The organism is Fibrella aquatilis (assembly GCF_017353255.1).
GTDB lineage: Bacteria > Bacteroidota > Bacteroidia > Cytophagales > Spirosomataceae > Fibrella > Fibrella aquatilis.
The window spans coordinates 230219-254614 of record NZ_JAFMYU010000002.1 but is presented as its reverse complement, the minus strand read 5'-3'; the positions used below and the strand labels follow the sequence as shown (position 1 = coordinate 254614).

General features: G+C 55.9%; 21 protein-coding genes and 1 pseudogene. 11 read left to right on the top strand and 11 right to left on the bottom strand.

Features of this window, described 5'->3' with window-relative positions; translation table 11 throughout:
• Nucleotides 1–9 precede the first annotated feature (9 nt).
• Together J2I48_RS03455 and J2I48_RS03450 are read right to left on the bottom strand one after the other, a co-directional pair.
• Complete coding sequence (locus J2I48_RS03455; protein ID WP_207333997.1) at nucleotides 10–1014, bottom strand: 4-hydroxyproline epimerase; 1005 nt, start codon at nucleotides 1012–1014, stop codon at nucleotides 10–12.
• 88 nt (nucleotides 1015–1102) lie between these two features.
• A complete protein-coding gene (locus tag J2I48_RS03450; protein WP_207333996.1) occupies nucleotides 1103–2023 on the bottom strand; it encodes a dihydrodipicolinate synthase family protein in 921 nt (306 codons plus the stop codon).
• A gap of 145 nt (nucleotides 2024–2168) precedes the next feature.
• On the opposite strand from J2I48_RS03450, the gene J2I48_RS03445 reads away from it, so the two are divergent.
• The 5 genes from J2I48_RS03445 (at nucleotide 2169) to J2I48_RS03425 (ending at nucleotide 6538) form a co-directional block, all read left to right on the top strand.
• On the top strand, nucleotides 2169–4073 hold the full coding sequence (locus tag J2I48_RS03445; protein WP_207333995.1) for a 7TM diverse intracellular signaling domain-containing protein: 1905 nt from the start codon (nucleotides 2169–2171) through the stop codon (nucleotides 4071–4073).
• A gap of 4 nt (nucleotides 4074–4077) precedes the next feature.
• A complete protein-coding gene (locus J2I48_RS03440; RefSeq protein WP_207333994.1) occupies nucleotides 4078–4821 on the top strand; it encodes a LytR/AlgR family response regulator transcription factor in 744 nt (247 codons plus the stop codon).
• Nucleotides 4822–4982: 161 nt separating this feature from the next.
• The gene (locus tag J2I48_RS03435) at nucleotides 4983–5492 is read left to right on the top strand and encodes a hypothetical protein (protein WP_207333993.1); all 510 of its coding nucleotides are present in this window, start codon (nucleotides 4983–4985) and stop codon (nucleotides 5490–5492) included.
• Nucleotides 5493–5543: 51 nt separating this feature from the next.
• Nucleotides 5544–5801, top strand: coding sequence for a hypothetical protein (locus J2I48_RS03430; protein WP_207333992.1), 258 nt, complete (start codon nucleotides 5544–5546; stop codon nucleotides 5799–5801).
• Nucleotides 5798–6538 (top strand): hypothetical protein, encoded by a 741-nt coding sequence (locus tag J2I48_RS03425; RefSeq protein WP_207333991.1) that lies wholly within the window; start codon nucleotides 5798–5800, stop codon nucleotides 6536–6538. The genes J2I48_RS03430 and J2I48_RS03425 overlap by 4 nt, the downstream gene beginning before the upstream one ends.
• 251 nt (nucleotides 6539–6789) lie before the next feature.
• Here the strand turns inward: J2I48_RS03425 and J2I48_RS03420 are convergent, their stop codons facing one another.
• The 3 genes from J2I48_RS03420 to J2I48_RS03410 all read right to left on the bottom strand — a co-directional run bounded on the left by J2I48_RS03420 (nucleotide 6790) and on the right by J2I48_RS03410 (nucleotide 10408).
• A complete protein-coding gene (locus J2I48_RS03420; RefSeq protein ID WP_207333990.1) occupies nucleotides 6790–8424 on the bottom strand; it encodes a M1 family metallopeptidase in 1635 nt (544 codons plus the stop codon).
• A gap of 45 nt (nucleotides 8425–8469) precedes the next feature.
• Entirely contained in the window at nucleotides 8470–9372 is a 903-nt protein-coding gene (locus J2I48_RS03415) for an SDR family oxidoreductase (protein WP_207333989.1), read from the bottom strand.
• A 106-nt stretch (nucleotides 9373–9478) separates the two neighbouring features.
• Complete coding sequence (locus tag J2I48_RS03410; RefSeq protein ID WP_207333988.1) at nucleotides 9479–10408, bottom strand: helix-turn-helix domain-containing protein; 930 nt, start codon at nucleotides 10406–10408, stop codon at nucleotides 9479–9481.
• Between the two features lie 194 nt (nucleotides 10409–10602).
• Here J2I48_RS03410 and J2I48_RS03405 point away from each other — a divergent pair, with 194 nt between their 5' ends.
• On the top strand, nucleotides 10603–13623 hold the full coding sequence (locus J2I48_RS03405) for a serine hydrolase domain-containing protein (protein ID WP_207333987.1): 3021 nt from the start codon (nucleotides 10603–10605) through the stop codon (nucleotides 13621–13623).
• An 85-nt stretch (nucleotides 13624–13708) separates the two neighbouring features.
• Here the strand turns inward: J2I48_RS03405 and J2I48_RS03400 are convergent, their stop codons facing one another.
• The gene (locus J2I48_RS03400; RefSeq protein ID WP_207333986.1) at nucleotides 13709–14107 is read right to left on the bottom strand and encodes a hypothetical protein; all 399 of its coding nucleotides are present in this window, start codon (nucleotides 14105–14107) and stop codon (nucleotides 13709–13711) included.
• A 97-nt stretch (nucleotides 14108–14204) separates the two neighbouring features.
• Entirely contained in the window at nucleotides 14205–14387 is a 183-nt protein-coding gene (locus J2I48_RS03395) for a hypothetical protein (RefSeq protein ID WP_207333985.1), read from the bottom strand.
• A gap of 68 nt (nucleotides 14388–14455) precedes the next feature.
• Here J2I48_RS03395 and J2I48_RS03390 point away from each other — a divergent pair, with 68 nt between their 5' ends.
• On the top strand, nucleotides 14456–14734 hold the full coding sequence (locus tag J2I48_RS03390; protein ID WP_207333984.1) for a hypothetical protein: 279 nt from the start codon (nucleotides 14456–14458) through the stop codon (nucleotides 14732–14734).
• Between the two features lie 167 nt (nucleotides 14735–14901).
• Here J2I48_RS03390 and J2I48_RS03385 read toward each other — a convergent pair whose 3' ends face one another.
• Nucleotides 14902–17892 carry a S9 family peptidase gene (locus tag J2I48_RS03385; protein WP_207333983.1) on the bottom strand — a complete coding sequence of 997 codons (2991 nt, stop codon included), beginning with the start codon at nucleotides 17890–17892 and terminating at the stop codon, nucleotides 14902–14904.
• A 173-nt stretch (nucleotides 17893–18065) separates the two neighbouring features.
• Here J2I48_RS03385 and J2I48_RS03380 point away from each other — a divergent pair, with 173 nt between their 5' ends.
• Both J2I48_RS03380 and J2I48_RS03375 read left to right on the top strand, forming a co-directional pair.
• Complete coding sequence (locus J2I48_RS03380; protein WP_207333982.1) at nucleotides 18066–18656, top strand: RNA polymerase sigma factor; 591 nt, start codon at nucleotides 18066–18068, stop codon at nucleotides 18654–18656.
• Nucleotides 18653–19387, top strand: coding sequence for a hypothetical protein (locus tag J2I48_RS03375; protein WP_207333981.1), 735 nt, complete (start codon nucleotides 18653–18655; stop codon nucleotides 19385–19387). The genes J2I48_RS03380 and J2I48_RS03375 overlap by 4 nt, the downstream gene beginning before the upstream one ends.
• A gap of 90 nt (nucleotides 19388–19477) precedes the next feature.
• On the opposite strand, the gene J2I48_RS03370 is transcribed toward J2I48_RS03375, so the two are convergent.
• Nucleotides 19478–20653 (bottom strand): acyl-CoA dehydrogenase family protein, encoded by a 1176-nt coding sequence (locus J2I48_RS03370; RefSeq protein WP_207333980.1) that lies wholly within the window; start codon nucleotides 20651–20653, stop codon nucleotides 19478–19480.
• A gap of 253 nt (nucleotides 20654–20906) precedes the next feature.
• Between J2I48_RS03370 and J2I48_RS03365 the strand changes: the two genes are divergently transcribed.
• Entirely contained in the window at nucleotides 20907–21626 is a 720-nt protein-coding gene (locus J2I48_RS03365; RefSeq protein WP_207333979.1) for a porin family protein, read from the top strand.
• A gap of 104 nt (nucleotides 21627–21730) precedes the next feature.
• A pseudogene (locus tag J2I48_RS03360) lies at nucleotides 21731–22297 on the top strand (porin family protein); the annotation flags it as partial.
• Between the two features lie 114 nt (nucleotides 22298–22411).
• Here the strand turns inward: J2I48_RS03360 and J2I48_RS03355 are convergent.
• Both J2I48_RS03355 and ychF read right to left on the bottom strand, forming a co-directional pair.
• A complete protein-coding gene (locus J2I48_RS03355; protein WP_207333978.1) occupies nucleotides 22412–22990 on the bottom strand; it encodes a TetR/AcrR family transcriptional regulator in 579 nt (192 codons plus the stop codon).
• 114 nt (nucleotides 22991–23104) lie between these two features.
• Nucleotides 23105–24205 (bottom strand): redox-regulated ATPase YchF, encoded by a 1101-nt coding sequence (gene ychF / locus J2I48_RS03350; RefSeq protein WP_207333977.1) that lies wholly within the window; start codon nucleotides 24203–24205, stop codon nucleotides 23105–23107.
• Nucleotides 24206–24396: the final 191 nt, after the last annotated feature.

Sequence of the window (24396 nt, the reverse complement as noted above, 5' to 3'; positions counted from 1 at the left end):
TAAAAACGTTTATATCACCTGAAACCCATGCACATACGGGTCGTCATCGTCCAGGATAATGTGGTTGTAGCCGGTGATTCTGGCCCATCCTTCAATACTGGGAGTGATGGCTGACTTCCCAGCCAATTCAGTTTCGGCTTCGATGCGGCCGTTGAAGATCGAGCCGATGATGCTTTCATGCACGAAAACATCGCCCGGTTTCAGACGTCCCTGCGCGTACCACTGCGCCATCCGCGCCGACGTGCCCGTGCCGCAGGGAGAGCGGTCGATGGCTTTGTCGCCGTAAAAAACGGCATTGCGGGCCGTAGACGTGGGGTGTAGCGGTTTGCCCGTCCAGAGAATATGGCTCAGGCCATTGATGGTCGGGTTGTCGGGGTGCACGAAGGTGTATTGCTCGTTCATCCGTTGTCGCATGGTCCGCGCCCAGCTGATGAGTTGGTCGGCGGTGTGGTTTTCCAGCCCGGCAAAGTTTGGCTGGGGGTCAACGATGGCGTAGAAGTTGCCGCCGTAGGCCACATCGACGGTGAGCGTGCCGAGGTCGGGGCAGTCTACGGTGAGGCCTTCGGCGGCGAGGTACGATTTGATGTTCGTAATCTTCACCGACGTCACCTTCTGCCCCTCCTGCCGGTATTCGGCCCGCACCAGCCCGGCCGGCACTTCCAGGTGCAGTATGCCCGGCGTTTTTGGCGAAATCAGCCCCTGTTCAATGGCCACCGTAACCGTGCCGATAGTGCCGTGCCCGCACATGGGCAAACAACCCGACGTTTCGATAAACAGCACCCCCGCGTCATTTTTGGGGTCAGCAGGTGGGTAGAGGATACTGCCCGACATCATGTCGTGGCCGCGTGGTTCAAACATCAGCCCCCGCCTGATCCAGTCGTAGTCGCGGAGGAAATGCTGCCGTTTTTCGCTCATCGTAGCCCCTTCCAGAAACGGAATGCTACCGCCCGTCACCACCCGCACGGGGTTGCCACAGGTATGCGCGTCGATACAGAAATAGTGGGTTGTGGACATGAATTAGTGGTGAGTGATGAGTGGTGAGTGATGAGTTTGCTTCCGCCAGAGCAATTACGCTAGCGGAAGCAAACTTACCACTTAGCGTTTAGCACTTACCACTTATAAAAGCCACTGGCCTTACAGCCATGGCTTTATCAATAACCGCCTGTACCTGAGCGCGTTCTTCGCCGACTAAGGGCAGTCGTGGGGCGCGGACGTGTTCTGAGCCGATACCCGTGGCGGTGGCGGCGAGCTTGATGTACTGCACCAGTTTGGGGTGAATATCGAGTTCGAGCAGGGGCATAAACCAGCGGTAGATTTCCAGGGCTTCGGCCACTTTCCCGGCTTTGGCGAGATCATAAATCGCCACAGTCTCCTGCGGAAATGCATCGACCAGGCCACCCACCCAGCCATCGCAGCCTAGCAGCAGGGCCTCCAGCGCCAGGGTGTCTACGCCGCCCATGAGCTTGAACCGGTCACCGAAGGCATTACGCATCCGGGTAATGTTGGTCAAATCGCGGGTCGATTCTTTTACAGCCTGAATGTTGGCGTGTTCGGCCAATTCGTGAAACATGGCGACGGTAGTCATGATCTTGTAATCGTAGGGATTATTGTAGATCATGATGGGTAGGGCCGTTTCCCCAGCTACTGCTTTGAAGAACATGACCGTTTCGCGGGCGTCGGCGGGGTAGCGCATGGGGGGCAGCAGCATCAGGCCATCGGCCCCGTTGGCTTCGGCCTCGTGGGCGCGGGCCACAGCCTGCCGGGTGGCCTGCTCGGCGATGTTTACCAGCACCGGCACCCGATTCTGGCACACGCCCAGCGCCGATTGCAGCAGGGCTATTTTCTCGTCGTTTTCCAGCGTACTGGCCTCACCCAGTGAGCCGCCGATGATGAAACCGTGCACTCCGGCATCGAGTTGAGCGTGAAGGTTTTTCTCGAAAAGAGAAACGTCCAGGGTGTCCTGGGCTGTGAAAGGGGTGAGCAGTGCGGGGTAGACACCCGTCCAGGTAACCGATGCGTTCATGCGCGTTAGAGTAGTTTGACAGCCAACCGTTAGGTCAAAAGTAAACTCCGTCCAGTGAACTACCCGGTAACGATGTAGTCAATTACGATACGATTTTTACTAATTTAGACAGCAGCGGTATCCGGGCATCCAACCAAACTCAACCATGACCTTCCCGACCCGATTTGGCCTATTGATAAGTCTGTGGCTGGGCTGGCTTTCGGGTGTTGGACAACCCGTGTTGCACCTGACCGCACCACACGACGGCTACACGCCCCGCCCCCTGCCCGCTGTCTGGCTCGATACGGCGGCCACGGCCACGTTTACCCAGGCTCTATTGGCCGACCGGGCAGGTCTATTTCGACCCTACGGCCCCGGAACGCCCAATTTTGGCTCATCGCCTGTTGCTTTATGGTTGCGACTACGCATCCGGGCCAACAACCCCGACGCTTGGCTGCTGGAATCGACAAACCACCTCATCGAAGACATTTCGTTCTTCGGCACTTCCTCACGGACCGATTCAGTACGGCGGCAACGGCAGGGGTTGTTTTACCCGCCAAAACAAAAAGACCTTCGTAACAATCTACGCTATTTCCGCGCCTTTGCCTCCACCGACCGCCCCGGCGACACGGCCACGATTTACCTGCGTGTGAAAAACAACATGCCCCTGGTGATCCCCTTGCGGTTGGTGACGGCCCAGCAGGTAGCCACCGAAAGCCACCCCAAAGACCTGCTGGCGGGCCTGCTGCTTGGCGTAATGTTCGCCATGGCGGGCTATAATTTCTGTCTCCTGCTGGTCATCCGCGACCGGGTGTACCTGTTTTATGTGCTCTACGTACTCACCGGCGTTGTCTCCACCGATTTCCAGGGCTACCTCAACGAGTTTATTTTCGACCGCTATCTGCCCGCTTTCCCGTTATACGTCAGCTACGCACTCTGTGTCATGCTGGCCAGCGCATTGCTATTTGCGCAACGGTTTTTGAACACGCCCCGTCATGCTCCGCGCCTCGACAAGGGCATCCGGGTGCTGCTGGTGGCCTGTTTGGTGCCGGTGCTGTTTCGGTGGTTCGACTTACGCCTAGCCATGACCGTGAGTATGCAGGTCTTGATTAGTGCCACCGCCATATACCTGTTCGGCCTGGGTGTCTACCTGTTTAGCCGAGGCCTGAAAGAGGCCCGTTTCTACATGTTGGCCTGGACTGTGCTTTTGCTCGCCACACTACTATTCCTGGGCCGAGTTAATGGCTGGCTCCCCGTCAATCTACTGACTACCAGCACTGTAACTATTGGCGTTGCGCTCGAAACAGTGCTACTTTCATTCGCCCTCGCTGACCGGATCAACGTCTACCGGCGCGAAACGGCGCAGGCACAGGAGCGGCTCGTAAGCAGTGTCCGGGAAACGGAACAAACCAAAAATCGGGTCCTCCAACTGGAATTGAGTGCCCTACGTAGCCAGATGAACCCGCATTTTCTGTTCAATTCGCTCAACTCCATCCAGCAGTTTATTCTAGCCAAAGACCCCCTCGCGGCGGCGGGCTACCTCACCAAATTTGCCCGGCTGATGCGCTTCAATCTGGAGCAGTCGCGGGAGCCGACGGTGTCGCTGCAACGCGAAATCGAGATGCTGAGGGTGTACCTGGAGCTTGAATCGCTGCGGTTTGGTCAGCCGTTTACCTATGCCTTCGTACTGGATTCTGCCATCAATGCCTACGACATAGCTATTCCCTGCCTGATGATTCAGCCCTTCGTGGAAAACGCCATCTGGCACGGTCTGATGCACAAACCCGAAGGCCATGGCCACATTCAAGTTTCGTTTAACTTATTATCTGACAGTAGCTTACGCTGCCTTATCGACGATAACGGGGTGGGTCGGCAGGCAGCGGCTACCTACCAAAGCGCTCACCGTACCCGGCACCGGTCGGCGGGGATGGGCATCACCACCGAACGCCTTGCCCTGCTCACCAACGACCCCACCGGCAACAGCCACGTTCAGGTTACCGACCTCACCGACGACACGGGTCAGGCCATTGGCACACGCGTGGTGGTTGATTTACCCGTGCTAACACCCTAACCGTATGCTCCGTACGCTGCTCATCGACGACGAACCCAACAGTGCCGAAACGCTCCGGCTGTTGCTTAGCCACTTACCCGGCGTGGAGGTGGTGGGTGTGTGTACGTCGGCCTATGACGGGCTGGCGGCGATTAACGAAAAGAACCCCGACCTGGTGTTTCTAGACATCGAAATGCCCCACCTCAACGGCTTCGATTTGCTCGATAGCGTGGGCACGGTCAACTTTTCGGTGATTTTCACCACCGCCTACAACCATTACGCCATCCGGGCCATTCGGTTTTCGGCGCTCGACTACCTGCTGAAACCCATCGACCTGACCGAGCTACAGCAGGCCGTGTTGCGGGCGCAGCAAGAGCAGGCTTTGCAACACACTATGTTGCAGTACCGAGTCTTTTTCGAGAACCTCAAAAATCAGAGTCAGTCGCTCAACAAACTGGCCCTGCCCACGCAGGAGGGCCTGTTGTTTGTGCAAATCAGCGAGATCGTCCGCTGCGAATCGGACCGGAACTACACCCAATTTCACCTCACGGCGGGCCGTCCGGTGCTGGTATCGAAAAACCTCGGCGAATACGACGAGTTGCTGGCCGACTACAATTTCTTCCGGGTCCACAACTCACACCTCGTCAACCTGTCGCACGTGCGCCGGTATCTCCGCACCGACGGCGGTCAGCTCGAACTCACCGACGGCTCAGTCATCGACATATCCCGCCGCCGCAAAGATGAACTGCTGGAACGGCTGGGACTTTAGCAGAGTTGGCAGTAGCCACTGCCAACTCTGCTAAAGTCCCAGCCGTTCGCTCAGGTGGTAAGTCATTGTAGCCAACCGTCCGGGTAAACCTGCCAGCGGTACATTCATCAAGATGGGGTCATGTATTGGGGTGTAGTATTGGGCATAAATCCACGCTCAAGATGAACAACAGACCCATTATCTCGTCGAAACAGCGTGGTCAACGCACGCTGATCCTGGTAATCCTGTCGATGCTGACGGGTTGCCGATTGCTACACTCCCGTGGTGGTTTTTGCGGGGTTGACCGCGCCATTATGTGGTCGGACTTTGCCACGCCCGCTAACCCAACGCAGGAAATTAATGGCGAAGACCGCATCCGGCTCATCGAAACGCCTATTCAGGACCCCCGCAGGCTCATCATCAGTTTTGAGGCGCAGCCGCCTGTTCGTTGGTGGAAACGGGTCAGTGTATTGGACGGCGATTGCCGACTCGTTCCTGGTGGCCGACTCGAAACAGAAGGTGACCGGGCGGGTCCAGTAACAATCACGCTCACGCTGGCACAGGCTAACCGCGGCAGCTTTCTTATCTCGAAAGCCAAATTCTTAGGCATCCACACAGGCATGTACAACACGCCCAAAGACTTACACACCAAGATGGGCAAAAGCCTGCGCTTCATCTGGGAGAAAGACTAACGCATCACTAAGTACCATTCTCATCTATACATTTTAAAACCAGAACAATCCATGAAAACTCAACTGCTTCCGCTTCTCGTATGCCTGACCGGCGGGGCTGCTTTTGCCCAATCTACCTCTGCCATAGCCTATGAATACGGCACCTTCAACCTGAGTTTCGACAGCCTGCCCGATAACAAGCACATCGACCACGAGGGGGCGTATATACGGACGTGGCGCAAAGAGAAGGGACAATGGCTGGCGGACATCGCGTTTATGCGGCCTTTCGGCAACATGACCCTCGTGGCCGAAACCGATACGAAGAAATGAAACTAGGTACGCTTCTCCGCACCGGCCTGTTGCTTCTTTCGCTGTCGGCCTGCCGAACTACGAATCTACTCGTTGCTACGTTCGAGGGCGACGCTATTGGCACTGCGCCAACAAAAGATCTGCCCGGCGCTCCGGTTGGTGATTCAGTTGCTTACAAAGCCATTATTAGTCCATGGCTACGAGTGCAGACATCTACCTTCACTCCGGGTCAGAAAGCATTAGTCTTCACGAATATGAATTCAAGGGGAGAGGTACGAGTGTTCGACAGTTGGCTGAACTTCAAAGGCATTCGGTCTACTTATGATCAGACTACCTGGTTTTATTGGACGGCTAAACTCGGCCCTGTAGTGGGTGAAATGACAATTGACGTTCAGGGTATTCAATCTCTTTGGGTAACCCGGTTCCGAATTATGACGGATGGACGGCTGATGCTAGTTCGAGATGTGGGCAATGAGAACACCAGTCAACTGATCGGCACCTTAAATAACCAAACCGCTCATACCATTATCATCTCCCTTAGTCCACAAGCCCGCACCTTCGACCTAAGTGTCTTTGGGGCACGAGAACGAAGAATAATCAACCTCACGAACATGCCGGTTCTGTTTGGCTCAAACCCACAAGCCGATTACGAGTTTGAACGGCCATCCATTCATTTCAGCTACAGCGGCCAGTTTATTTACCAGTCCTCCTACGTGTTTGAAGATGTATTCATCAGCAAACGGCGACCAAATCCGTAACTACAGCCAGGAAGGCACGTAGTTATTGGTGGTCTCCTCCTTTAGCATGAAGCGGGTACGTGGCGGGAGCAATGGAACGAACCCGACGGCCCGGTGGAATTACGCGGTGCGTACCTGATCATGTGGGTGAAACAAGCCGACAACTGGCGGCAGAAATCGCTGTTGCTGGTGCCTACGTTCTGCCGGGGTGGCGCGTATTGCAGGTAGTTTATGTTGAGCGAAGCAACAGAAGACGGCAAACAGAAGACGCCCTACCTCACTTTCCGCACAGTCACGTAATAATCAGCGTCGACGTTCAGGCTGGCGGGTTTCCCCTTGGCCGGAAAAGATTGCCAGGCAGTGGTGGGGTGCAAGTTTTGGTAGGTATCGGCATCACCCAGACAAACCGGCACGGGCATATCAAACCCGGCCAAGCAGTCGGCCCAGCGGTACTGGATGGTGCCTTTTTGAAGGCGGTATTCCAGCGTCGGGATGCGGGTATCGCGAAGGTACTGGTCGAAGATGGGCGTCAGGTTCCGGCCCGATTTTTCGCTTAAAAACCCTTCAATCTGGGCTGTAGTGACGGTTTGGTGGTAAAAGGTCTTGTTCAGCCCGCGCAGGATCTGCCGCCACTGTTCATCATCGCCCACCAGTTGCCGGATGGTGTGAAGCATGTTGCCGCCCTTGTAATACATGTCGCCCGACCCGGACTTGTTCACGTTGTAGGTGCCAATAATCGGGCTGTCGTTGCGCACGTTTTTTCGGCACCCGATCACATACTGCGCCCCGGCGGCCTTGCCGTGGTAATACTCCACAAACAGGTTTTCCGAGTAGTTGGTGAAGCTCTCATGAATCCACATGTCGGCCACGTCGCGATAGGTGATGTTGTTGGCAAACCACTCGTGGCCTGACTCATGCACGATGATGAAATCCCAGAGCAGCCCCCAGCCGGTACCCGACAGGTCGCGCCCGCGGTAGCCGTTTTTGAAACCGTTGCCATAGGTCACCGAGCTTTGGTGCTCCATGCCTAGGTAGGGTACCTCCACCAGTTTATAGCCGTCTTCGTAGAACGGATACGGCCCAAACCAGTGTTCAAAGGCCTTCAGCATGAGCGGCACCTGCCCAAACTGCCTCCGCGCCTGTGCCTCATGTTGGGGCAGGGCGTAGAAATTCAGGGGCAGTTTTCCTTTCTCACCCGCATAAGAATCAGTCCAATGCACGTAGGTGGCGGCGTTGATATTGACCCCGTAATTGTTGATCGGGTTACGCACCAGCCAGTCGAACGTGCGGGTACTATCGGCGTTTTCGACAATTCCCTGCAGTTGTCCGTTCGAGACATCCACGAGCGGGTTGGGCACGGTAACGGTGATACGCATGGAGTCGGGCTCGTCATACATGTGGTCTTTGCAGGGCCACCACGCGCTGGCACCCAACCCCTGGCACGACGTGGCGATGAACCATTGGCGGGTAGTGTCCCGCGCCCAGGTCAGGCCACCGTCCCAGGGCGGGCGTTTGGCCACGCGGGGTTTACCTTCGTAAAACACCGTCAGCCGCTCAGAATGGCCGGTTTGCTGTGGCTTCTGGAGCGTCACGAAATAGGCGTCGTCCTCCTGCCGGTAGGTAAGCTGCTGCCCGTTTTGCTCAATTTTGGCCACGCGAAGTGGTCGTTGCAAATCAACCTGCAAAGTCTGGTTGGGTTTCAGCACGGTGTACTGAATGGTGGTGCTGCCGCTAAGTGTACTATCATTGGGCGAAACCCGCACCCGGAGGTGGTAATACGTCAGATCCCACCAGGCGCGTTGGGGCGTGATGCTGCCGCGCAGGGTGTCGGCGTGGGTGAAAGCGGTCTGTGCCCCGGCCAGAACGGGCAGCAGGCAGAGGACCATGCAGTAAAGCGTACGGTTCATGGGCTTAAGTTAGGCAGGAACGGGGGTTTAAACGTACCACGGACTTCAGTCCGTGGTACGTTTAAACCCCTTAAAATACGTCCCCTCTTCCAAATCAGCCAGCAGGCCTTTGTGGGTGGGTGTCCAGCCCAGCCGTTGCTGCGTGAGCGTGCTGGAAGCCGCCATATCGAAGGCCGCGAAACGAGCCATCCAGTCGAAATGAGCAGGGGCTTCGTCGGGGGTTTTGCTCACCACGGGGACGTTCAATTGCCGCCCGATCACCTCGGCCAGATCGCGGAAATAGATACCCTGGTCACCCACACCGTGGTATTTGGCACCACGTGCTCCTTTTTCCAGCGCTAGCCGGAACAGGTGCGCCGCATCGAGCCGGTGTACGGCAGGCCAGCGGTTTTGCCCGTCACCAATATAGGCCGACACCCCCTTTTGCCGGGCCATGCCAATGAGAAACGGCACGAAGCCATAATCACCATCATCATGCACCGACGGCGACAGGCGAACCACCGAGACCCGCACGCCCTGCGCTGCCAGTGCCATCGCCGCATCTTCCGACTGCCGGGGTGACGGGGCCGGGTTATCATTTTCGGTACCAATACCGCCCGATGCCACCAGGCCAGCCAGTCCGGCCGTGACAATGAGGGGCCGGTCTGAGCCTGCCAGGGCACTGCCAAGGGCAGCAATGGCTTCTTTGTCAGTTTGTCCGGCGGCCACGTACTGCGAAAAGTCGTGGTTGTAGGCCGTGTGAATAACCCCGTCCGAAGCCGCCGCGCCACGCTTCAGGCTATCGAGATCATCCAGCGACCCCATGTGTACATCGGCCCCGGCGGCAATGAGTGCCTGGGCTGATTTATCAGAGCGGGCCAAGCCAAGCACCTGGTGGCCTGCGCCAAGTAATTCCTGCACAATGGCCGAGCCGATGAAGCCCGTTGCGCCGGTTAAGAAAACGTTCATACGTTGCCTGTTTTATGGTTGTTAACTACGCCACAAAGGTCTGGCAATGGGGTCAGACCGGGTCTACGCCGGTCAAACCATCTATTACATAATTCAAACAATCAGCTCATTCTCGAAAAGAGCCGGGGGTGAGGGTGGTCTGTCGTTTGAAAAAGCTGCAAAAGTGGGCCACGTTGGCGAAGCCCAGACTCTCGGCAATTTCCGAGACAGTCCAGTTGGTTTGTTTGAGGAGAATCCGCGCCTCCTGCGCCACCCGGCTGCCAATAAGCGCGGTGGTGGTGTGGCCGGTGGTTTCTTTCAGCACCCGGTTAAGGTGGTTGACGTGTACAGCCAACTGGTCGGCGTAGTCTTTGGCCGTACGCAGACGCAACTGCTGACGGGGGGTGCCCAGGGGAAACTGCCGTTCCAGCAGTTCGGTAAACTGGGCCGTTACCCGCGTCGACGCTGTGTGCGGCAGCGCCTGTGTCGGCCCAGGCTGTAGCTTTTGCCCGGCATGAATCAACTCCAGCAAATAGGTGCGCAACAGGCTGTATTTAAAGGTGTAGTCGGACGTAATTTCCAGCGCCATTTTCTGGAATATGGCCTCAATAGCCTCGTATTGTGCATCGGTGATGGACCATACCGGATAGCTTCCCGGCTGAAAAATCGGTAAATCATCCAGCACGATACCACTCTTGGCGGGTAGCAAAAACTCGTCGGTGAAGACACAGAAGTAACCGGTCTGGGCCAGGTCGTAGGGCACCCAGCGGTAGGGTTCTCTGGGCGTGGCAAAAAACAGGCTGCTCTGATCAATCTCCACCACCCGGTCGGTATATTCTACCCGGCTTCGCCCACGAAGCAGGCTGATTTTATAGAACGGTCGGCGGTCAAACGTCATCGGTGGCCGGCTGCGGTACGTGCGCATCAAATCGGCCATATTGAACAGGTTGAATTGGCTAACCTCCCCCACAGCGCCCACCAACAATAAGGGATCGGCGGCGGGTTTATCAGCGGTGACGATACTAGCCGAAAAATCATCGATTGAGCTGGTTTTCATAAGTAGCCGTTATAAAAATCAAAGATAGCGGATGTAGCGCAGGCTTCAGCCGGGGGCGCCCAGCCTGTATCTTGACACGAAAGCAATAAAGTAGGGTAAGAATGGCCGCAGTCTATTGCTTTCGCATCAAGAAACAGGCTGAAGCCTGCGCTACAACTGTTACTTTTGATCTAGCTAATTTGATCTCATACGGAATGACTGCTTGCCGACGTACGCTTGCCGCACTGCTTTTACTGCTCACCCTCGCCGCCCCCGGCTTTGCCCAAATGGGCACCGCTCCCACTTCAAAACCGATCCGTTCGGCCAATGCATTGCCGCCGTTTCTGCGCAACGATGTCCGCGCCAGCCGCTGGGCCGACTCCATTATGGCACGTATGCCGCTAGACGAGCAGATTGCGCAGCTGATTATGGTGGCGGGCTATTCCAACCGGACCGCTGGCTACGAAGATTCGCTCACCACGCTCGTACGCACCTACAAGCTGGGTGGCGTGGTGTTTTTCCAGGGCGGACCCATCCGGCAGGCCAAACTCAACAACCGATTGCAGGCCGCGTCGGCGGTGCCGCTGCTGGTGGCAATGGATGCCGAGTGGGGCATTGCCATGCGCCTCGACAGCACCGTGCGGTTTCCCTACCAGATGACCCTCGGCGGTATGCCGCAGACGTCCGAAAAGCTCATCTACGACATGGGTACCGACCTGGCCCGGCAGATGCGGCGGCTGGGTATGTACGTCAATTTCGCGCCCGACGCCGACGTCAACAACAACGCCAATAACCCTGTCATCAACTTCCGGTCGTTTGGCGAAGACAAGTACGCCGTGGCCCGCAAAGCCCTGGCCTACATGCGCGGCATGCAGGATAACCGCCTGTTAACCACCCTCAAACACTTTCCTGGTCACGGCGACACCGGCACCGATTCGCACTTCGATTTGCCCCTGATCAACAAAAGCCGGGCGCAGCTGGATAGCCTCGAACTATACCCCTTCCGCGAACTGATCAGGGCCGGGGCAGCAGGCGTGATGGTGGCGCACCTGAGCGTGCCCGCCCTCGACACCACCCGCAACCGGTCGTCGACGCTCTCGCCCAACATCGTGACGGGGCTGCTGAAAAATGAACTTGGCTTTGGCGGGCTGGTCTTTTCCGACGCCATGAACATGAAGGGCCTGACCAAATATTTTCCCTCTGGTCTAGCCGACCGGCGCGGGCTGGAAGCGGGCATGGACGTGCTCGAGTTCACCGAAAACATACCCCGCGCCATGACCGAGATCTGCAAAGCCGCCGACGAACGGACCCTGGCCCTAAGCGAAATCAGGGACCGCTGCCGCAAGATGCTGCTGGCCAAATACTGGGTGGGGCTGAACAATTACCGCCCCGTGGTGCTCGACAACCTGGTGGCCGACCTGAACCGCCCCGAGTCGGAGGTGATTAACCGTCGTCTCACCGAAGCCGCGCTCACGGTGTTGGCCAACCCCAACAACAATCTGCCCCTGCAACGCCTCGACACGCTCCGCATTGCTTCGGTTTCGCTTGAAGCCACAGCCCCTACGGTGTTCCAAAACCGCCTTGCCGACTATACGTCCGTGACGCCGTTTGTGCTGTCGTCGAAATCAACAGATGCCGAAATAAAGGCCGTTCTGGACACGCTGGGGCAGTTTAATACGGTACTGGTAGGCATACACCTGAACAATATCAGGCCCGCCAAATACGGTATGCAGGCCCGCACCGCCGAACTGGTGCAGAAACTGGTGGCTACCGGCAAGGCCATTGTTACGGTGTTTGGCAACCCCTACGTGCTGGATAAACTGCCCGATCTGGAAGGTGCAAAGGCGCTGGTGATGCCCTATCAGCTGACCGATTTCACCGAAGATCTGTCGGCGCAACTCATCTTCGGGGCCATCGGCGCGTCGGGGCGGTTGCCGGTGACGGTCAATCAAACCTTCCGCGTGGGCGACGGCATGACCATTCAGCCCATTGGTCGGCTGAAATACACGATCCCCGAAGAGGTGGGCATCAGCAGTGCATACCTCGCGCAACAGGTTGATTCGGTGGTGAACCTGGGGCTAAACGCGAAGGCATTTCCCGGCTGCGTAGTGCAGTTGGCGAAGGATGGCAAGGTGATTTTCCGCAAAGCCTACGGCAAACACACCTACGACACCAGCCTGGGCGGCAAAGCCGAAATTACCCAGCTTGACGACCTCTACGACTTTGCGTCGGTTACGAAAATCAGCACCTCTACCCCCGCCCTCATGCGCCTGGTCGATGCCGGAAAATTCAACATCGACGGCACCATGGGCGAGTATTTGCCCGGCTACCGGAAGTCGAACAAAGACACGATCCGGTGGCGCGACGTGCTCACCCACCAGGCCAAACTAAAGGCGTGGATACCCTTCTGGCAGGCTACCAAAAACCCCGACGGCACCTTCAAAAAGAAGACCTTCGTGGCCGAACGCAGCAATCGATACCCCATTGAGGTGACTGACAGCCTGTTTTTGTTCAAAAAGTACCCCAGCACCATCTTCGAGCTGATCAAAGATTCGCCGCTGAACGCCAAGAAAGAATACGTCTACAGCGACCTGTCGTTTTATCTCTACCCGCAGCTTGTGCAGCGCATCACAGGCCGCGATTTCGAGGGGTACCTGAAAGACAGCCTCTACCGGCCCATTGGTGCCAACACGCTGACCTATAACCCCCGCCGGTTCTACCCGCTGAGCCGGATTGTGCCCACTGAATATGATTCGCTGTTCCGCAAAACGCTGATCTGGGGACGGGTGCACGACGAGGGCGCGGCCATGCTGGGCGGCCTGTCGGGCCACGCGGGTCTGTTTGGCACCGCCAACGACCTGATGAAGCTCACGCAGCTTTACCTGCAACACGGCACCTACGGCGACCGGCAGTTGATCAAACCCGAAACGATTACGGAATTCACGCGCTACCAATTCCCCGAACTTGGCAACCGCCGCGGGCTGGGTTTTGAAAAAGCCGCCTACAAATACAACGGCAACGCCCCCCGCCTAGCCAGTCCGTCCAGCTACGGGCACTCAGGCTACACGGGCACCTTCACCTGGATCGACCCAGCCGTGGGTCTCAACTACGTCTTCCTCTGCAACCGCGTTTACCCCACCCGCAACAACAACAAAATCAGCGAACTAGGCATCCGCACTGGCGTCGCCGATGCGTTTTACAAGGCGATCAGACGGGGAGCAACGGCCATTCAATAAACACGTCGCTGGAAGCATAAAACAAAACCCCGCTGGTAAGACCAGCGGGGTTTTGTTTTATGCTTCCAGCCATACGAAAGTAAGCCTACGCTGCCCGTTCATATTGGCGGGCGGCATGCGCTACGGCCTTAATGAGCCGAAGGCCAAGGGAAGGTACCTCGCGGATGTGCTCGGCAGGAATTACCCCTCGACTGATCCAGTTGGTAACGGTAGATACGTTGGGCAGACCGAAGCGGCGGGCATAGGCGGCGGGTGTTAACCAGTCGGTGAGCGGGTATTCCACGCCGTTCAGCATCAGCACTTCGCGAATGTTAGCCCGCAGTTCTTTGCTTTGCTGGGTTACTTCGGCCAGTTTCGCCAACAGGGCCTCCTGCACGGCGGGGGCCATTTTGCCAGGCTGGCTACGGATAAGGGCATCGACTTTAGCCATTGCTTCAGGCGTGTCTACAGCCTGAATTTGGGCGATGAGTTCGCTGGTTGTCATGGTACGAGTGGTTATTGTGCGAGTGGTTAACGAAATAAATTCTATAAAATTTATTTTCTTGGACAAGTGAGTAAGAGTGGTTAGCCCTCCTTTTTTTTTACATTAGAAAGTCCTGACGAGTAGCGTAGAGGGTAAATAGTTCATCAAGCGCCTCGTCGATGTATGCTTGCACTTCCGGGCTGGCTTCGCCCTTGTCGGTGATGAGATCACGCACGGATGTTAATACGCTCTCCAGAAGCTGAATCTGGCGGTTAAGCCGGTTTAAGATACCTTGAAACATAGCAGTTAGTTTGGTGCCGCTCCTGTGGAGGACGATACAAAAATACACTTTGTTTGGTAATTAAACAAATGAATAATGTAGAAACTTATTATTCAGGGAACCGAGCCACAAAAGGATATAGCATCATCCATTATTGCCGTAGCAGTGGTATTCTGCCCGATATCAGCTTCGGTAATTTAGCCATCTATACCGGCACCTTTACCTGGATCAACCCCGCCGTAGGCCTCAACTACGTCTTCCTCCGCAAGCGCGTCTACCCCACCCGCAACAACAATAAAATCAGCGAACTGGATATAAGGACAGGAGTGGCCGACGCGTTTTATAAAGCAATACGACGGGGGATTTAAAAAAAGGGTTTTTTGACAGGATTATCAGGATTTCAGGATGGACAGGATTTCTTTTTTTGCTTGCGATTGATTCGGTATAGCAAAGAAAAATTCTGTCAATCCCGCGCGGCGTCCGCTGCTATCCTGATAATCCTGTCCTAAACAACTCTGTCTAAAAAACCTTTTCCCTAATACTTCATCTCGCCGCGATCTTTTTCCACAGAGGTACGTCCCTCTTTCATCCATATTGGCAGAGAGGCGTCTTTGAGGTAATGATCGAAGAACTGGTACATGCGGATGCTTAAATCTTTGGCGTTGTGGCGCTGCGTCAGGTTGTGGCCTTCGCCGTTATAAACCAGCATCCAGACGGGCTTATTCAGGCGGCGCAGGGCCGAAAATAATTCAATACCCTGGTACCAGGGCACGGCCCCGTCGGCGTCGTTGTGCATCAGCAGCAGCGGCGTTTCTATCCGGTTGGCGTAGAACAGCGGCGAGTTTTCGATGTAGTTCATGGGCTTATCCCACAGTGTACCCCCAATCCGGCTCTGCGTTTTTTCGTATTGAAACGCCCGACTCACGCCCGTCTCCCACCGGATACCCCCGTAGGCCGACGTCATATTGGCTACGGCAGCCCCGGCTTCGGCGGCGCGGAACAGGTTCGTGCGCGTGACGATGTAGGCCGTCTGGTAGCCACCCCAGCTTTGCCCCTGAATACCCAGCCGACTGCGGTCAACAAAGCCCCTGTTGAGCAGGCTCAGCACCCCCGGCACCACGCAGTCATACGCATTCGGGCCGGGCTGACCGGTGGTATACACAATGTCGGGCACGAAGACCAAATAGCCGTTTGAGACGCAGTAGGGAATATTTATCGTTGACCGGCTAGGGCTGGGTGCGCGGTAGTCGTTTAGCGTTTCGGCGTTGCGTTCGTAGAAATACGTCAGCATGGGGTACTTCTTGCCGGTAGTGTCGCCGGTGAAGCCTTCGGGTTTGAAGAGCAACCCCTCCAGTTTCGTCCCGTTCGTGCCAACCCAGTTTACCAATTCCACGCTGCCCCACCGGATGCTGTCCTGCTGCGGGTTGGTGCGGGTAAGTTGCACGGGCGTAGCCAGCGTGGTATCCGTCTGAAACAAGTTGACCGACTCCTGGAAATTGCCCCGGTAGAACGTCATGGTGGCCGCGTGCTTGGCCTTACTCAGCCCTGAATAACGGTGGTTGCTGCGGGTCAGCATGGCGGGATCGGTGGCGGCGAGGCCGTTTTTGCTTTTCAGGATGCCCGTAGCCTTGTCACTCTCCCAAATGCCCGTCAAAAACAGGTCGGTCTTCGGGTCAATAGGCTTCTCCGGCGTACGACGGTTGGCACCGGGCGTGGGTGTGGGCGCAGGCGCGTCATCGTCGTCGTTCAGGTTGGCGCGGCGGAGGCGTATCTTGTTTTTACGACCCCAGCCCGCCGTCAGGTTCAGCGGCTTTTCGGTGCCAGTGGGGTCAATCTGCCAGATGTCGTAGCGGTCATAGAGCCACAAATACCGGTCGCCGGTGGTCCAGCCTGCCGAGCCGTAGGACCCGGGCAAATTGGGCATGTCGTGTTCTTCGTCGAAAAATTTGCCCGGAAGACCACGCGTAAGGTCGATGCGTTTGCCCGCGTCGATGTTCCACGCCCGCCACAGCGAATCGCGCTCGTCAAACCAGTAAGCGTACTTACCACCGGGCGATAGTTTGGGGCTGGACGCCATCACGTCGTCGGCAATCCGCTTTTTCTCACCCGTCTGTGTGTCAATCAGGTACAGGTCGGTATGACCGGGATCCCACGACGATTGCACCTGATAAGGTAAGTCGCTCAGGCCAAGCAGGTAGCGCGTATTTACTTTCTCGTCGAACGCTACGGTGGGCACCTCGCGGTTGGCCAGTAGCGTGACTCTGTTGGTGGGGAGGTCATAGACGGCCAGAAAACCGCGTTCTTTTTCTTCTTTTAGCCGCTTTTGCTGCATGGGTTGCAGCCGCGTGTCGGTCCAGCTCCAGACGTCCATTTTCACTTTTTCGTCCTCCGGTGTCAGCGTGTCTTTCGTCGGTTTCGGTGCAATGGGCGACGCCGAGAAATACAGCCGTTTCCCATCATCGGCAAACTGCGGTTCGCGGTATTCATTCACCGACCAGCCCTTGGGCAAAGCCTTCGTCAGCGTGTCGGCGATGACCGTGTAGGGCAGTTCAGCAGTGGTCGTTTTAGCTCGTTTGCCCTTGGCCGCTACGGGGGGCAGCAGGCTTTTATAGTAAAGTGTAAACACCTTCACGTCGCTCCCGGCGCTGTCGGCAGAGGCCATCCAGGCAAGTTGCTTGCCGGGTTTGTCGATGGCCAGGCCCTTATAAATCTTCCGGGCCGAACTAGTGTCGATGAGCGTTGTTTGGCCGGTTGTAGTGGTAAACAAAAACACCCCCGGTACGCTCTTTTCGCCTGTTTTCAACGAATCTGTGGCCGATTCTTTGCTGTAAAAAACGGCCTGTCCATTATCGGCCATCACCACGTTCGAGACGTAGCGCACCGTTTTGGTGGTACCATCGGCCATGTTCAGCAGCGTAAGGTCGTCGCCTTTGGGCTTTTTCGTGTTGCCCTTCGCCACAGTAGTCGACACGGGCGGCAACGGGTTGAGCGTGTCCTTCTGGTCGCCTTTTTGGGCCACTGATTTGGCCCCTGTTTTCGGCGTAGCTTCTTTGTGTTCCTGCACCACCGCCACCCAAGACCCTGCCTCTTTCCCCAGCACAAACGACTTCACGTTGGGGAGTTTGGTGATTTTGCCCGTTGCCAGGTTCAGGGCCAGCAGACTGTCTTTGGGCATCTCGTCGGGCTTCTTTTTCTTCAACTTGGCTTTGCGCGTATCGGCCACGGGTACCTTCAGCCGCATCACCAGATACTTACTGTCGGGTGTGAAATGCGCCATGTAGCCACGGGCAAAGGCGTAGCGTGTCCGGCTGCTGAGTGGGCCGGTGCTGCTTACCAATTCCAACCGCCCGTCGCCTTCCTGCGGGTCAATCTGGTAGGCGATCCAGCGACCATCTGGGGCAATTTTTTCCGAACGAACCGTTTGCCAGCGGTCATAATCAGCCGCCGTCAGCGCCCGTTTCTGGCTTAGGGCAGGCAGCGAAATCAACAGAAAAAAGAGGGCAGTTAGTTGAGTAAACCGGGGCATAGGCTGGGTAGATTGATAAGGAGCCTATAAAGATAAAGACAAGCCGCCTGCTCCGGCATTGCTTATCGTGTAAGTCATTCTGATACTAAAAGTCAGTACCGGTTTGTGGAAATAATTGTAGTCCGGCATCAATACGGTGTCGTTGATGTTCTGACCCAAAACAGCCTGCGCGTATGTTTTTCAAACGCTTTCGCAAAGCTCGCCCCACCGCCGATGCCGACTTCGTGTCGGCGTATAAGGCCACGGGCGACCTGGACGTGCTGGGTGAATTATACGAGCGCCACATTGACCTGGTCTATGCCGTTTGTTTCAAATACCTGCGCGACGAAGCCGACAGCAAAGACGCGGTGATGCAGTTATTTGAACAGCTAATTGTAGACCTGCGGCGGCATGAGGTGATCAACTTCAAAAGCTGGCTACATTCCGTGGCACGCAACCACTGCCTCATGCACCTGCGCAAGCAACGTGTGCGGGTAGGCGGCGACGGTGACATGGACCTGATCGACGACGACCGGCCTACCCACGAGGTGCTGGCCGTGTGGCCTGATGAGGACGAAGCCGCGCTGGACCTGGAACGGCACCTGAGCCGGTTACCCGCCGCGCTGGGTCAACTACCCGACCCGCAGCGCGTGTGCATCGACCTGTTTTATTTGCAGCAGAAAAGCTATGCTGATGTGGCCGATCTCACCGGCTTTGACTTGAAACAGGTGAAAAGCTATCTCCAGAACGGCCGCCGTAACCTGAAATTGATCTTACAGAAATGAGTTATTCAGCCTATAATCAACCACTTACCCTCGACGAGCTGCGGGCCTATCAGGCCGGACAGCTCAGCGCGGCCGAGCAGCACCGCATCGAGCGGCTACTACTCGAAAACCCCATCTACGCCGATGCGCTGGAGGGCCTGGAGGCCATTCAGCAAGCCGGTAGCAGCCTGCAACGCCAAACCAAAAGTCTGCACGAGGCCCTTCAGGAGCGCATCCATGAAGCCGCCACACCCCGCCGTCTGATGCCCCTCTGGGTTACCAGCCTGGCCGCGTCGGTGCTGCTGGTGATGAGCGTAGCCCTGTACCTGATCTACACCACCAACCCCGCTATCACGGTAGCGCAAAAAAGCGGTATCCCGGCTGTAACGCACGTGACGCAGCCCCAGTTGGAGCCAGGCACGGTCTTGCTGGACGTAAAAGACTTGGGAACGGCCGAGACAGCCTCTGCACCCCAGAAAGCCGCTTTTTTGGCCGTACCAGCGAAAATAGTCGCGGGTAAAAACCTGCGTCGGGTCGTAGCCAGGAGATCGCCGTTGCGTTCGGCCGCTGAAGCACCGACAGCGGCGGCAGAGGTTGTTGCCATGTCGCCAGCACCGGTTCCCGTCGCTACCCTACCCCTAGACCCCAGCGCCCCCACTACCCTCGCCGACCAACAACAAGCCACCCGCCGCGCCCGCACCATCAACCCCGAACGCGCCTTCAGCGACTGGCCCCCGGCGGTGAAGTTGTGAAGGGGAGTTTAAAGTCTAAAGTTGGCTGACCCAGGCGTAACCCGGACGCGGGACCGCCTGGGTCAGCCAACTTTAGACTTTAAATTCCCCTTACGCATACGCCGGTTTGTACGCTACGGCGTCGACGACGATTTTGGCGATGATTTCGCGCATGATTTCAGAGGTACCCCCGGCAATGGTACCGGCGCGGGCGTCGCGGTAGGCGCGGCAGATGGGGTAGTCTTCCATGAACCCGTAACCACCGAAAAATTGCAGGCAGGTGTCGATCACCCGCTTCTGCATTTCGGAGGTGTAGAGCTTCGCCATCGAGCACTCCTTCACCACCACTTCGCCCTGCGTGAAAAGCCAGCAGGTGTGGTGCACAAACTGCTTCGCCATCTCGATTTCGGTGGCTACGTCGGCAATTTTGTGGCGTATGGCCTGGAACTTGCCAATCTTCTTGCCGAAGGCTTCGCGCTCGTTCAGGTAGTCGAGTGTCCAATCGAGGGCTACTTCGGCGCCCGACACGGCCATGATGGCGGCCACGAGGCGCTCCAGTTGCAGGCTTTCCATGAGGTAATAAAACCCCGAATTCTCTACGCCAATGAGGTTTTCAACAGGCACGCGCACGTCGTCGAACCGGATTTCGGCAGTGTCAGAACTGTGCCAGCCCATCTTGTTGAGCTTCGTGCGCGTGATGCCGGGGCTGTCCAAGTCTACCACGATCAGGCTCACGCCGTTGGCTCCGCCTTCCGGCCGTGTCTTCACCGTCAGCGTGACAAAGTCGCCGTAGGTGCCGTTGCTGATGAACGTCTTAGCCCCGTTGATGATGTAATGATCCCCGTCTTTGATCGCCGTGGAGCGGATAGATGACACGTCGGAGCCGGTGTCGGGTTCGGAAATAGCCAGCGCGGCCACTTTCTGACCGGCAATAGCGGGCGCTAAATACCTGGCTTTCAGATCATCAGAACCAGCCTTGGCAATATGGTTGATGGCCATATACTCGTGTACGCTCACCGCCGTCACGAAACCGCCCATGCCGCAACGGGCCAGTTCTTCCAGAAACACCACCGAAAACCAGAAATCGGCCCCCGATCCGCCATACGCTTCGGCGTAGGGCAGGCCCAGAAAACCTAGCTCACCCATGCGCCCGAAAACAGATAGCGGAATACGGCGGGCGGTCTCCCAGGCTTCGGTATGGGGCACCACTTCTTTCTCGATAAACTGCCGTACGCTCTGCCGAAACAGGTCGTGGTCGTCGGTGAAATACAGGGAAGGTCTTTTCATGAATTCTGTTTGTTGAATACAATTTTTTCGCCGCAAGGGTCAATACGTAAAAGTAGCCATTCGGGGCCGTTCACGAAAACAATGGGTATTCATGAAACAAAGCCGGTTGATGACCGTTATGGGTTCAATCAGTAAACTTAAAATTATTATACTTTGCCGAAGGTTATCAGTTGCTATGCTTAATGTTATTCAGTTAATAATGAGCCAGTTACGTAGCTTTTGATCGTAGGCATGAAATGTCTCCCATCTTTTTATGCAAAACGCACGTTACATCCTTCTTTTCACTATTCTTCTTTTCTCTCAGACCGTTAGCTTCGGTCAATCACGCCAACGCTGGAGTTTGGGTCCTCGTGTGGGGCTAAACCTGACTAACTTGGCTGGTACGAGCATCAATGTGCCGGGTATTCCTCAGGGAACCAATGGTAATGGTTCTAATGAATTGCTGCCTGGCTTATCGGCAGGGATTGGCTTTGTGTATAGTGATATCAGCCGCTTCGGTTTTGGCGTAGATATTCTGTATTCACAACGAGGAAATAAGGCCAAAACCATTGCCAACAATATCGAATACACGGGCATCAACCGGGTGAACTACCTAGAAGTGCCCATTACAGGGCGTTATTACCTTACGCGAGGGGGCAACTTCCGGCCAAACATTTATCTGGGTGCCGTGCCCGCATTGCGCCTCAGCGGCGTAGGGACTATCAAGGGAAATAACAGTGAAATATCGGTTAACACCACCGATGACTACCGCTCGGCTGACCTTGGCGTAACGGGTGGTATTCAACTCAACTGGGGTACCGGCCCACGGCAGCACTTTACCGTCGATGCCCGCTATACGCAAGGTATTACAAACATTGCGTATAGAGCAACTGATGTGCGTAACCAAATGATTACCATTGGTTTAGGTTATAATTTCGGCATTGGTCGCCAGTACCAGCCTGGCGACCGCAAGCTGCCAATCCGGGCGCGGTAACTTTAGCAGATGCCATGAAAAACGTACGGTATAGTATTCTTTTCGCCGCACTCTTTTTTGTTCAAACTATCAGCTTCGGTCAGTCGCGGTAGCGGTGGAGCTTTGGCCCACGGGTTGGGCTGAACCTGACCAACTTCGCGGGTGTGGTTGGCCCTACAAAAACAGCCGATAGCCAGACCAATCAGTTGCTGCCCGGTCTGTCGGCTGGTTTGGGCGTCATGTATAGCAATGTCAGCCGGTTTGGCTTTGCCATAGACGTACTCTATTCGCAACGGGGTAGCCACAATGCCTACGGAGACCAATCGCTCAATTACCGGATCAACTACCTCGAAGTACCCATCACGGCCCGGTATTTTCTGAACCGGTCCGGCAATTTCAGGCCAAACATTTACGGAGGCGTGGTATCGGCACTGTACCTCAGTCACGCCACGATTGTGAAGGGGGGCAGCATCGACGTGATTCCTGAAACAAGCAACCCCTACCGCGCCGCTGATTTGGGACTTACCGCTGGTTTCCAGGCCAATTTCCGCACGGGTGCCACGCAGCGGTTCACCGTCGATGCTCGCTATACCTACGGCGTCACACCGTTAGCCGTGGCAAACAGCGACCTACGTAACCAGATGATTACCATTGGGGTAGGCTACAACTTCGGCATCGGCCGAGAGTATTAAACTGATTTACGATGTACGAATTACGATTTACGATTTGTTGCTTACGCCATAGTACCTGTGCTCCGGCGTAAGCAATAAATCGTAAATCGTAAATCGTAATTCGTACATCGTACATCACAACGTTTTCATTGCCAGCTCTACTACTGCTTTTAGCATAGTGGGGCTGGCATTTGTTTTGCCCAGCACCCGCAGGCCCGACAGCTGACTTATCAGATACGGAACTACCTCATCAACAGGCAGTTTAGCCCGAAATTCTTTGGCTGCAATGCCCTCGTGCAATAGGTCATGCAAGGTGGCGGTCAGGGCCTCGGTATCATCGGTAATGATGGTTGCCACGTCGGGGTAGTGGGGCAGCATTTCCAGGGTGGCGTTAGTAAGGAAGCACCCTTTCTGCTCGCTATCGTCCACAATCTCCTGCACCACCCGGTCGAAGATGAGCTGGATTTTAGCGCGGGCCGACTCCGCTTCCGCAATGGCCTCGGTCAGTTCGGCCCGGTTCAGGTCGGCATAATGCACCAGCGCCAGCTTATACAGCGTGTGCTTATCAGCGAAGGTATCGTACAGGCTGGCCCGGTTGATACCCATGGCATCGACCAAATCCTGCATCGATGTCTGGTGATACCCCTTTTGCCAAAAGGTTTCCATCGCTGCCTGAAGGGCATCCTGTTCCGCAAAAGCCTTTGGTCGAGCCATGTGTTCAGTTTAAAAAGTTTTCAGTTTAAGAGGTTTTCAGTTGGCTGACGCAAACGTAGGGTCTTGCGTCAGCCAACTGAAAACCTCTTAAACTGAAAACTGGAAACTTCCTTGTTATGCCCCGTGCAGAAACTCCATGATGTCGCCGTCCTGCACGACGTATTCTTTGCCTTCTACCGACAGTTTGCCAGCTTCTTTCACGGCCGATTCGGTTTTAAACTGCTCGAAATCAGCGAGTTTCATGACCTGGGCGCGAATGAATTTCTTCTCGAAATCGGTGTGGATCACGCCAGCGGCGGCGGGGGCTTTCCAACCCCGGCGGATGGTCCAGGCACGAACTTCTTTCACGCCCGCCGTGAAGTAGGTGATCAGGCCCAGCAGTTTGTACGACGCCTTGATGAGCTTGCTCAAACCCGATTCGGTCAGGCCGTATTCGCTCAGAAACAGTTCGCGCTCTTCGGGGTCGCTCATCTCGGCAATCTGCGATTCGATCCCCGCCGAAATCACCACTACGTCGGCACCTTCGTCGGCCACCGCCGCCCGCAGCTTGTCGGAATAGGCATTGCCGTTGGGCAGCGATCCTTCGTCGACGTTGGCTACGTAGAGCACGGGCTTCACCGTCAGCAGGTCGATATCGCCGATGGCCTCTTCCTGCTCTTCGGCAGACACCTGCACCGTGCGGGCGCTTTTGCCCTGCTCCAGCGCGGTTTTGTACAACCGCAGCGTCTCGAGTGCTGCCTTCGCCCGTGCATCGCCCGACTTGGCGTTGCGCTCCAGCTTCTGCATTTTTTTGTCAACCGACTCTAAATCTTTCAGTTGCAGTTCAGCGTCGATGATTTCTTTGTCGAAAACAGGGTCGACGCGGCCTTCTACGTGTACGATGTTGTCGTCTTCAAAGCAGCGCACCACGTGCACAATGGCGTCTACCTCGCGGATATTGGCCAGGAATTTATTGCCCAAACCCGCGCCCTGACTAGCGCCTTTCACCAGCCCGGCAATGTCGACAAACTCGATGATGGTTGGCACCACCCGCTGCGGGGTCACCAGCTTTTCGAGCGAATCGAGCCGTTCGTCGGGTACGGTCACCACACCCACGTTGGGTTCGATAGTGCAAAAGGGGTAATTGGCAGCTTCGGCCTTGCCGGTCGAAATTGCGTTAAATAAGGTGGATTTGCCCACGTTTGGCAAACCCACAATGCCACATTGAAGTCCCATGAAAATGATGTTGGTAGTCTGGTAGAGACGCAACATCTTGCGTCTCTCTCGCGTCAGCAATACGCTTAGTTTATAATTACATCATTGCTGACGCATGTGAGACGCAGGATGTTGCGTCTCTACACAATGCAAATTTACAAAAAAAGCCTCAGACCGGGGTCGAGGCTGGCTTGGTGACTTTGATCAAAATA

Coding starts and splice junctions, on each gene's coding strand:
- J2I48_RS03455 (WP_207333997.1), bottom strand. CDS start 1,014: ATGTCCACAACCCACTATTTCTGTATCGACGCGCATACCTGTGGCAAC.
- J2I48_RS03450 (WP_207333996.1), bottom strand. CDS start 2,023: ATGAACGCATCGGTTACCTGGACGGGTGTCTACCCCGCACTGCTCACC.
- J2I48_RS03445 (WP_207333995.1), top strand. CDS start 2,169: ATGACCTTCCCGACCCGATTTGGCCTATTGATAAGTCTGTGGCTGGGC.
- J2I48_RS03440 (WP_207333994.1), top strand. CDS start 4,078: ATGCTCCGTACGCTGCTCATCGACGACGAACCCAACAGTGCCGAAACG.
- J2I48_RS03435 (WP_207333993.1), top strand. CDS start 4,983: ATGAACAACAGACCCATTATCTCGTCGAAACAGCGTGGTCAACGCACG.
- J2I48_RS03430 (WP_207333992.1), top strand. CDS start 5,544: ATGAAAACTCAACTGCTTCCGCTTCTCGTATGCCTGACCGGCGGGGCT.
- J2I48_RS03425 (WP_207333991.1), top strand. CDS start 5,798: ATGAAACTAGGTACGCTTCTCCGCACCGGCCTGTTGCTTCTTTCGCTG.
- J2I48_RS03420 (WP_207333990.1), bottom strand. CDS start 8,424: ATGAACCGTACGCTTTACTGCATGGTCCTCTGCCTGCTGCCCGTTCTG.
- J2I48_RS03415 (WP_207333989.1), bottom strand. CDS start 9,372: ATGAACGTTTTCTTAACCGGCGCAACGGGCTTCATCGGCTCGGCCATT.
- J2I48_RS03410 (WP_207333988.1), bottom strand. CDS start 10,408: ATGAAAACCAGCTCAATCGATGATTTTTCGGCTAGTATCGTCACCGCT.
- J2I48_RS03405 (WP_207333987.1), top strand. CDS start 10,603: ATGACTGCTTGCCGACGTACGCTTGCCGCACTGCTTTTACTGCTCACC.
- J2I48_RS03400 (WP_207333986.1), bottom strand. CDS start 14,107: ATGACAACCAGCGAACTCATCGCCCAAATTCAGGCTGTAGACACGCCT.
- J2I48_RS03395 (WP_207333985.1), bottom strand. CDS start 14,387: ATGTTTCAAGGTATCTTAAACCGGCTTAACCGCCAGATTCAGCTTCTG.
- J2I48_RS03390 (WP_207333984.1), top strand. CDS start 14,456: ATGAATAATGTAGAAACTTATTATTCAGGGAACCGAGCCACAAAAGGA.
- J2I48_RS03385 (WP_207333983.1), bottom strand. CDS start 17,892: ATGCCCCGGTTTACTCAACTAACTGCCCTCTTTTTTCTGTTGATTTCG.
- J2I48_RS03380 (WP_207333982.1), top strand. CDS start 18,066: ATGTTTTTCAAACGCTTTCGCAAAGCTCGCCCCACCGCCGATGCCGAC.
- J2I48_RS03375 (WP_207333981.1), top strand. CDS start 18,653: ATGAGTTATTCAGCCTATAATCAACCACTTACCCTCGACGAGCTGCGG.
- J2I48_RS03370 (WP_207333980.1), bottom strand. CDS start 20,653: ATGAAAAGACCTTCCCTGTATTTCACCGACGACCACGACCTGTTTCGG.
- J2I48_RS03365 (WP_207333979.1), top strand. CDS start 20,907: ATGCAAAACGCACGTTACATCCTTCTTTTCACTATTCTTCTTTTCTCT.
- J2I48_RS03355 (WP_207333978.1), bottom strand. CDS start 22,990: ATGGCTCGACCAAAGGCTTTTGCGGAACAGGATGCCCTTCAGGCAGCG.
- ychF (WP_207333977.1), bottom strand. CDS start 24,205: ATGGGACTTCAATGTGGCATTGTGGGTTTGCCAAACGTGGGCAAATCC.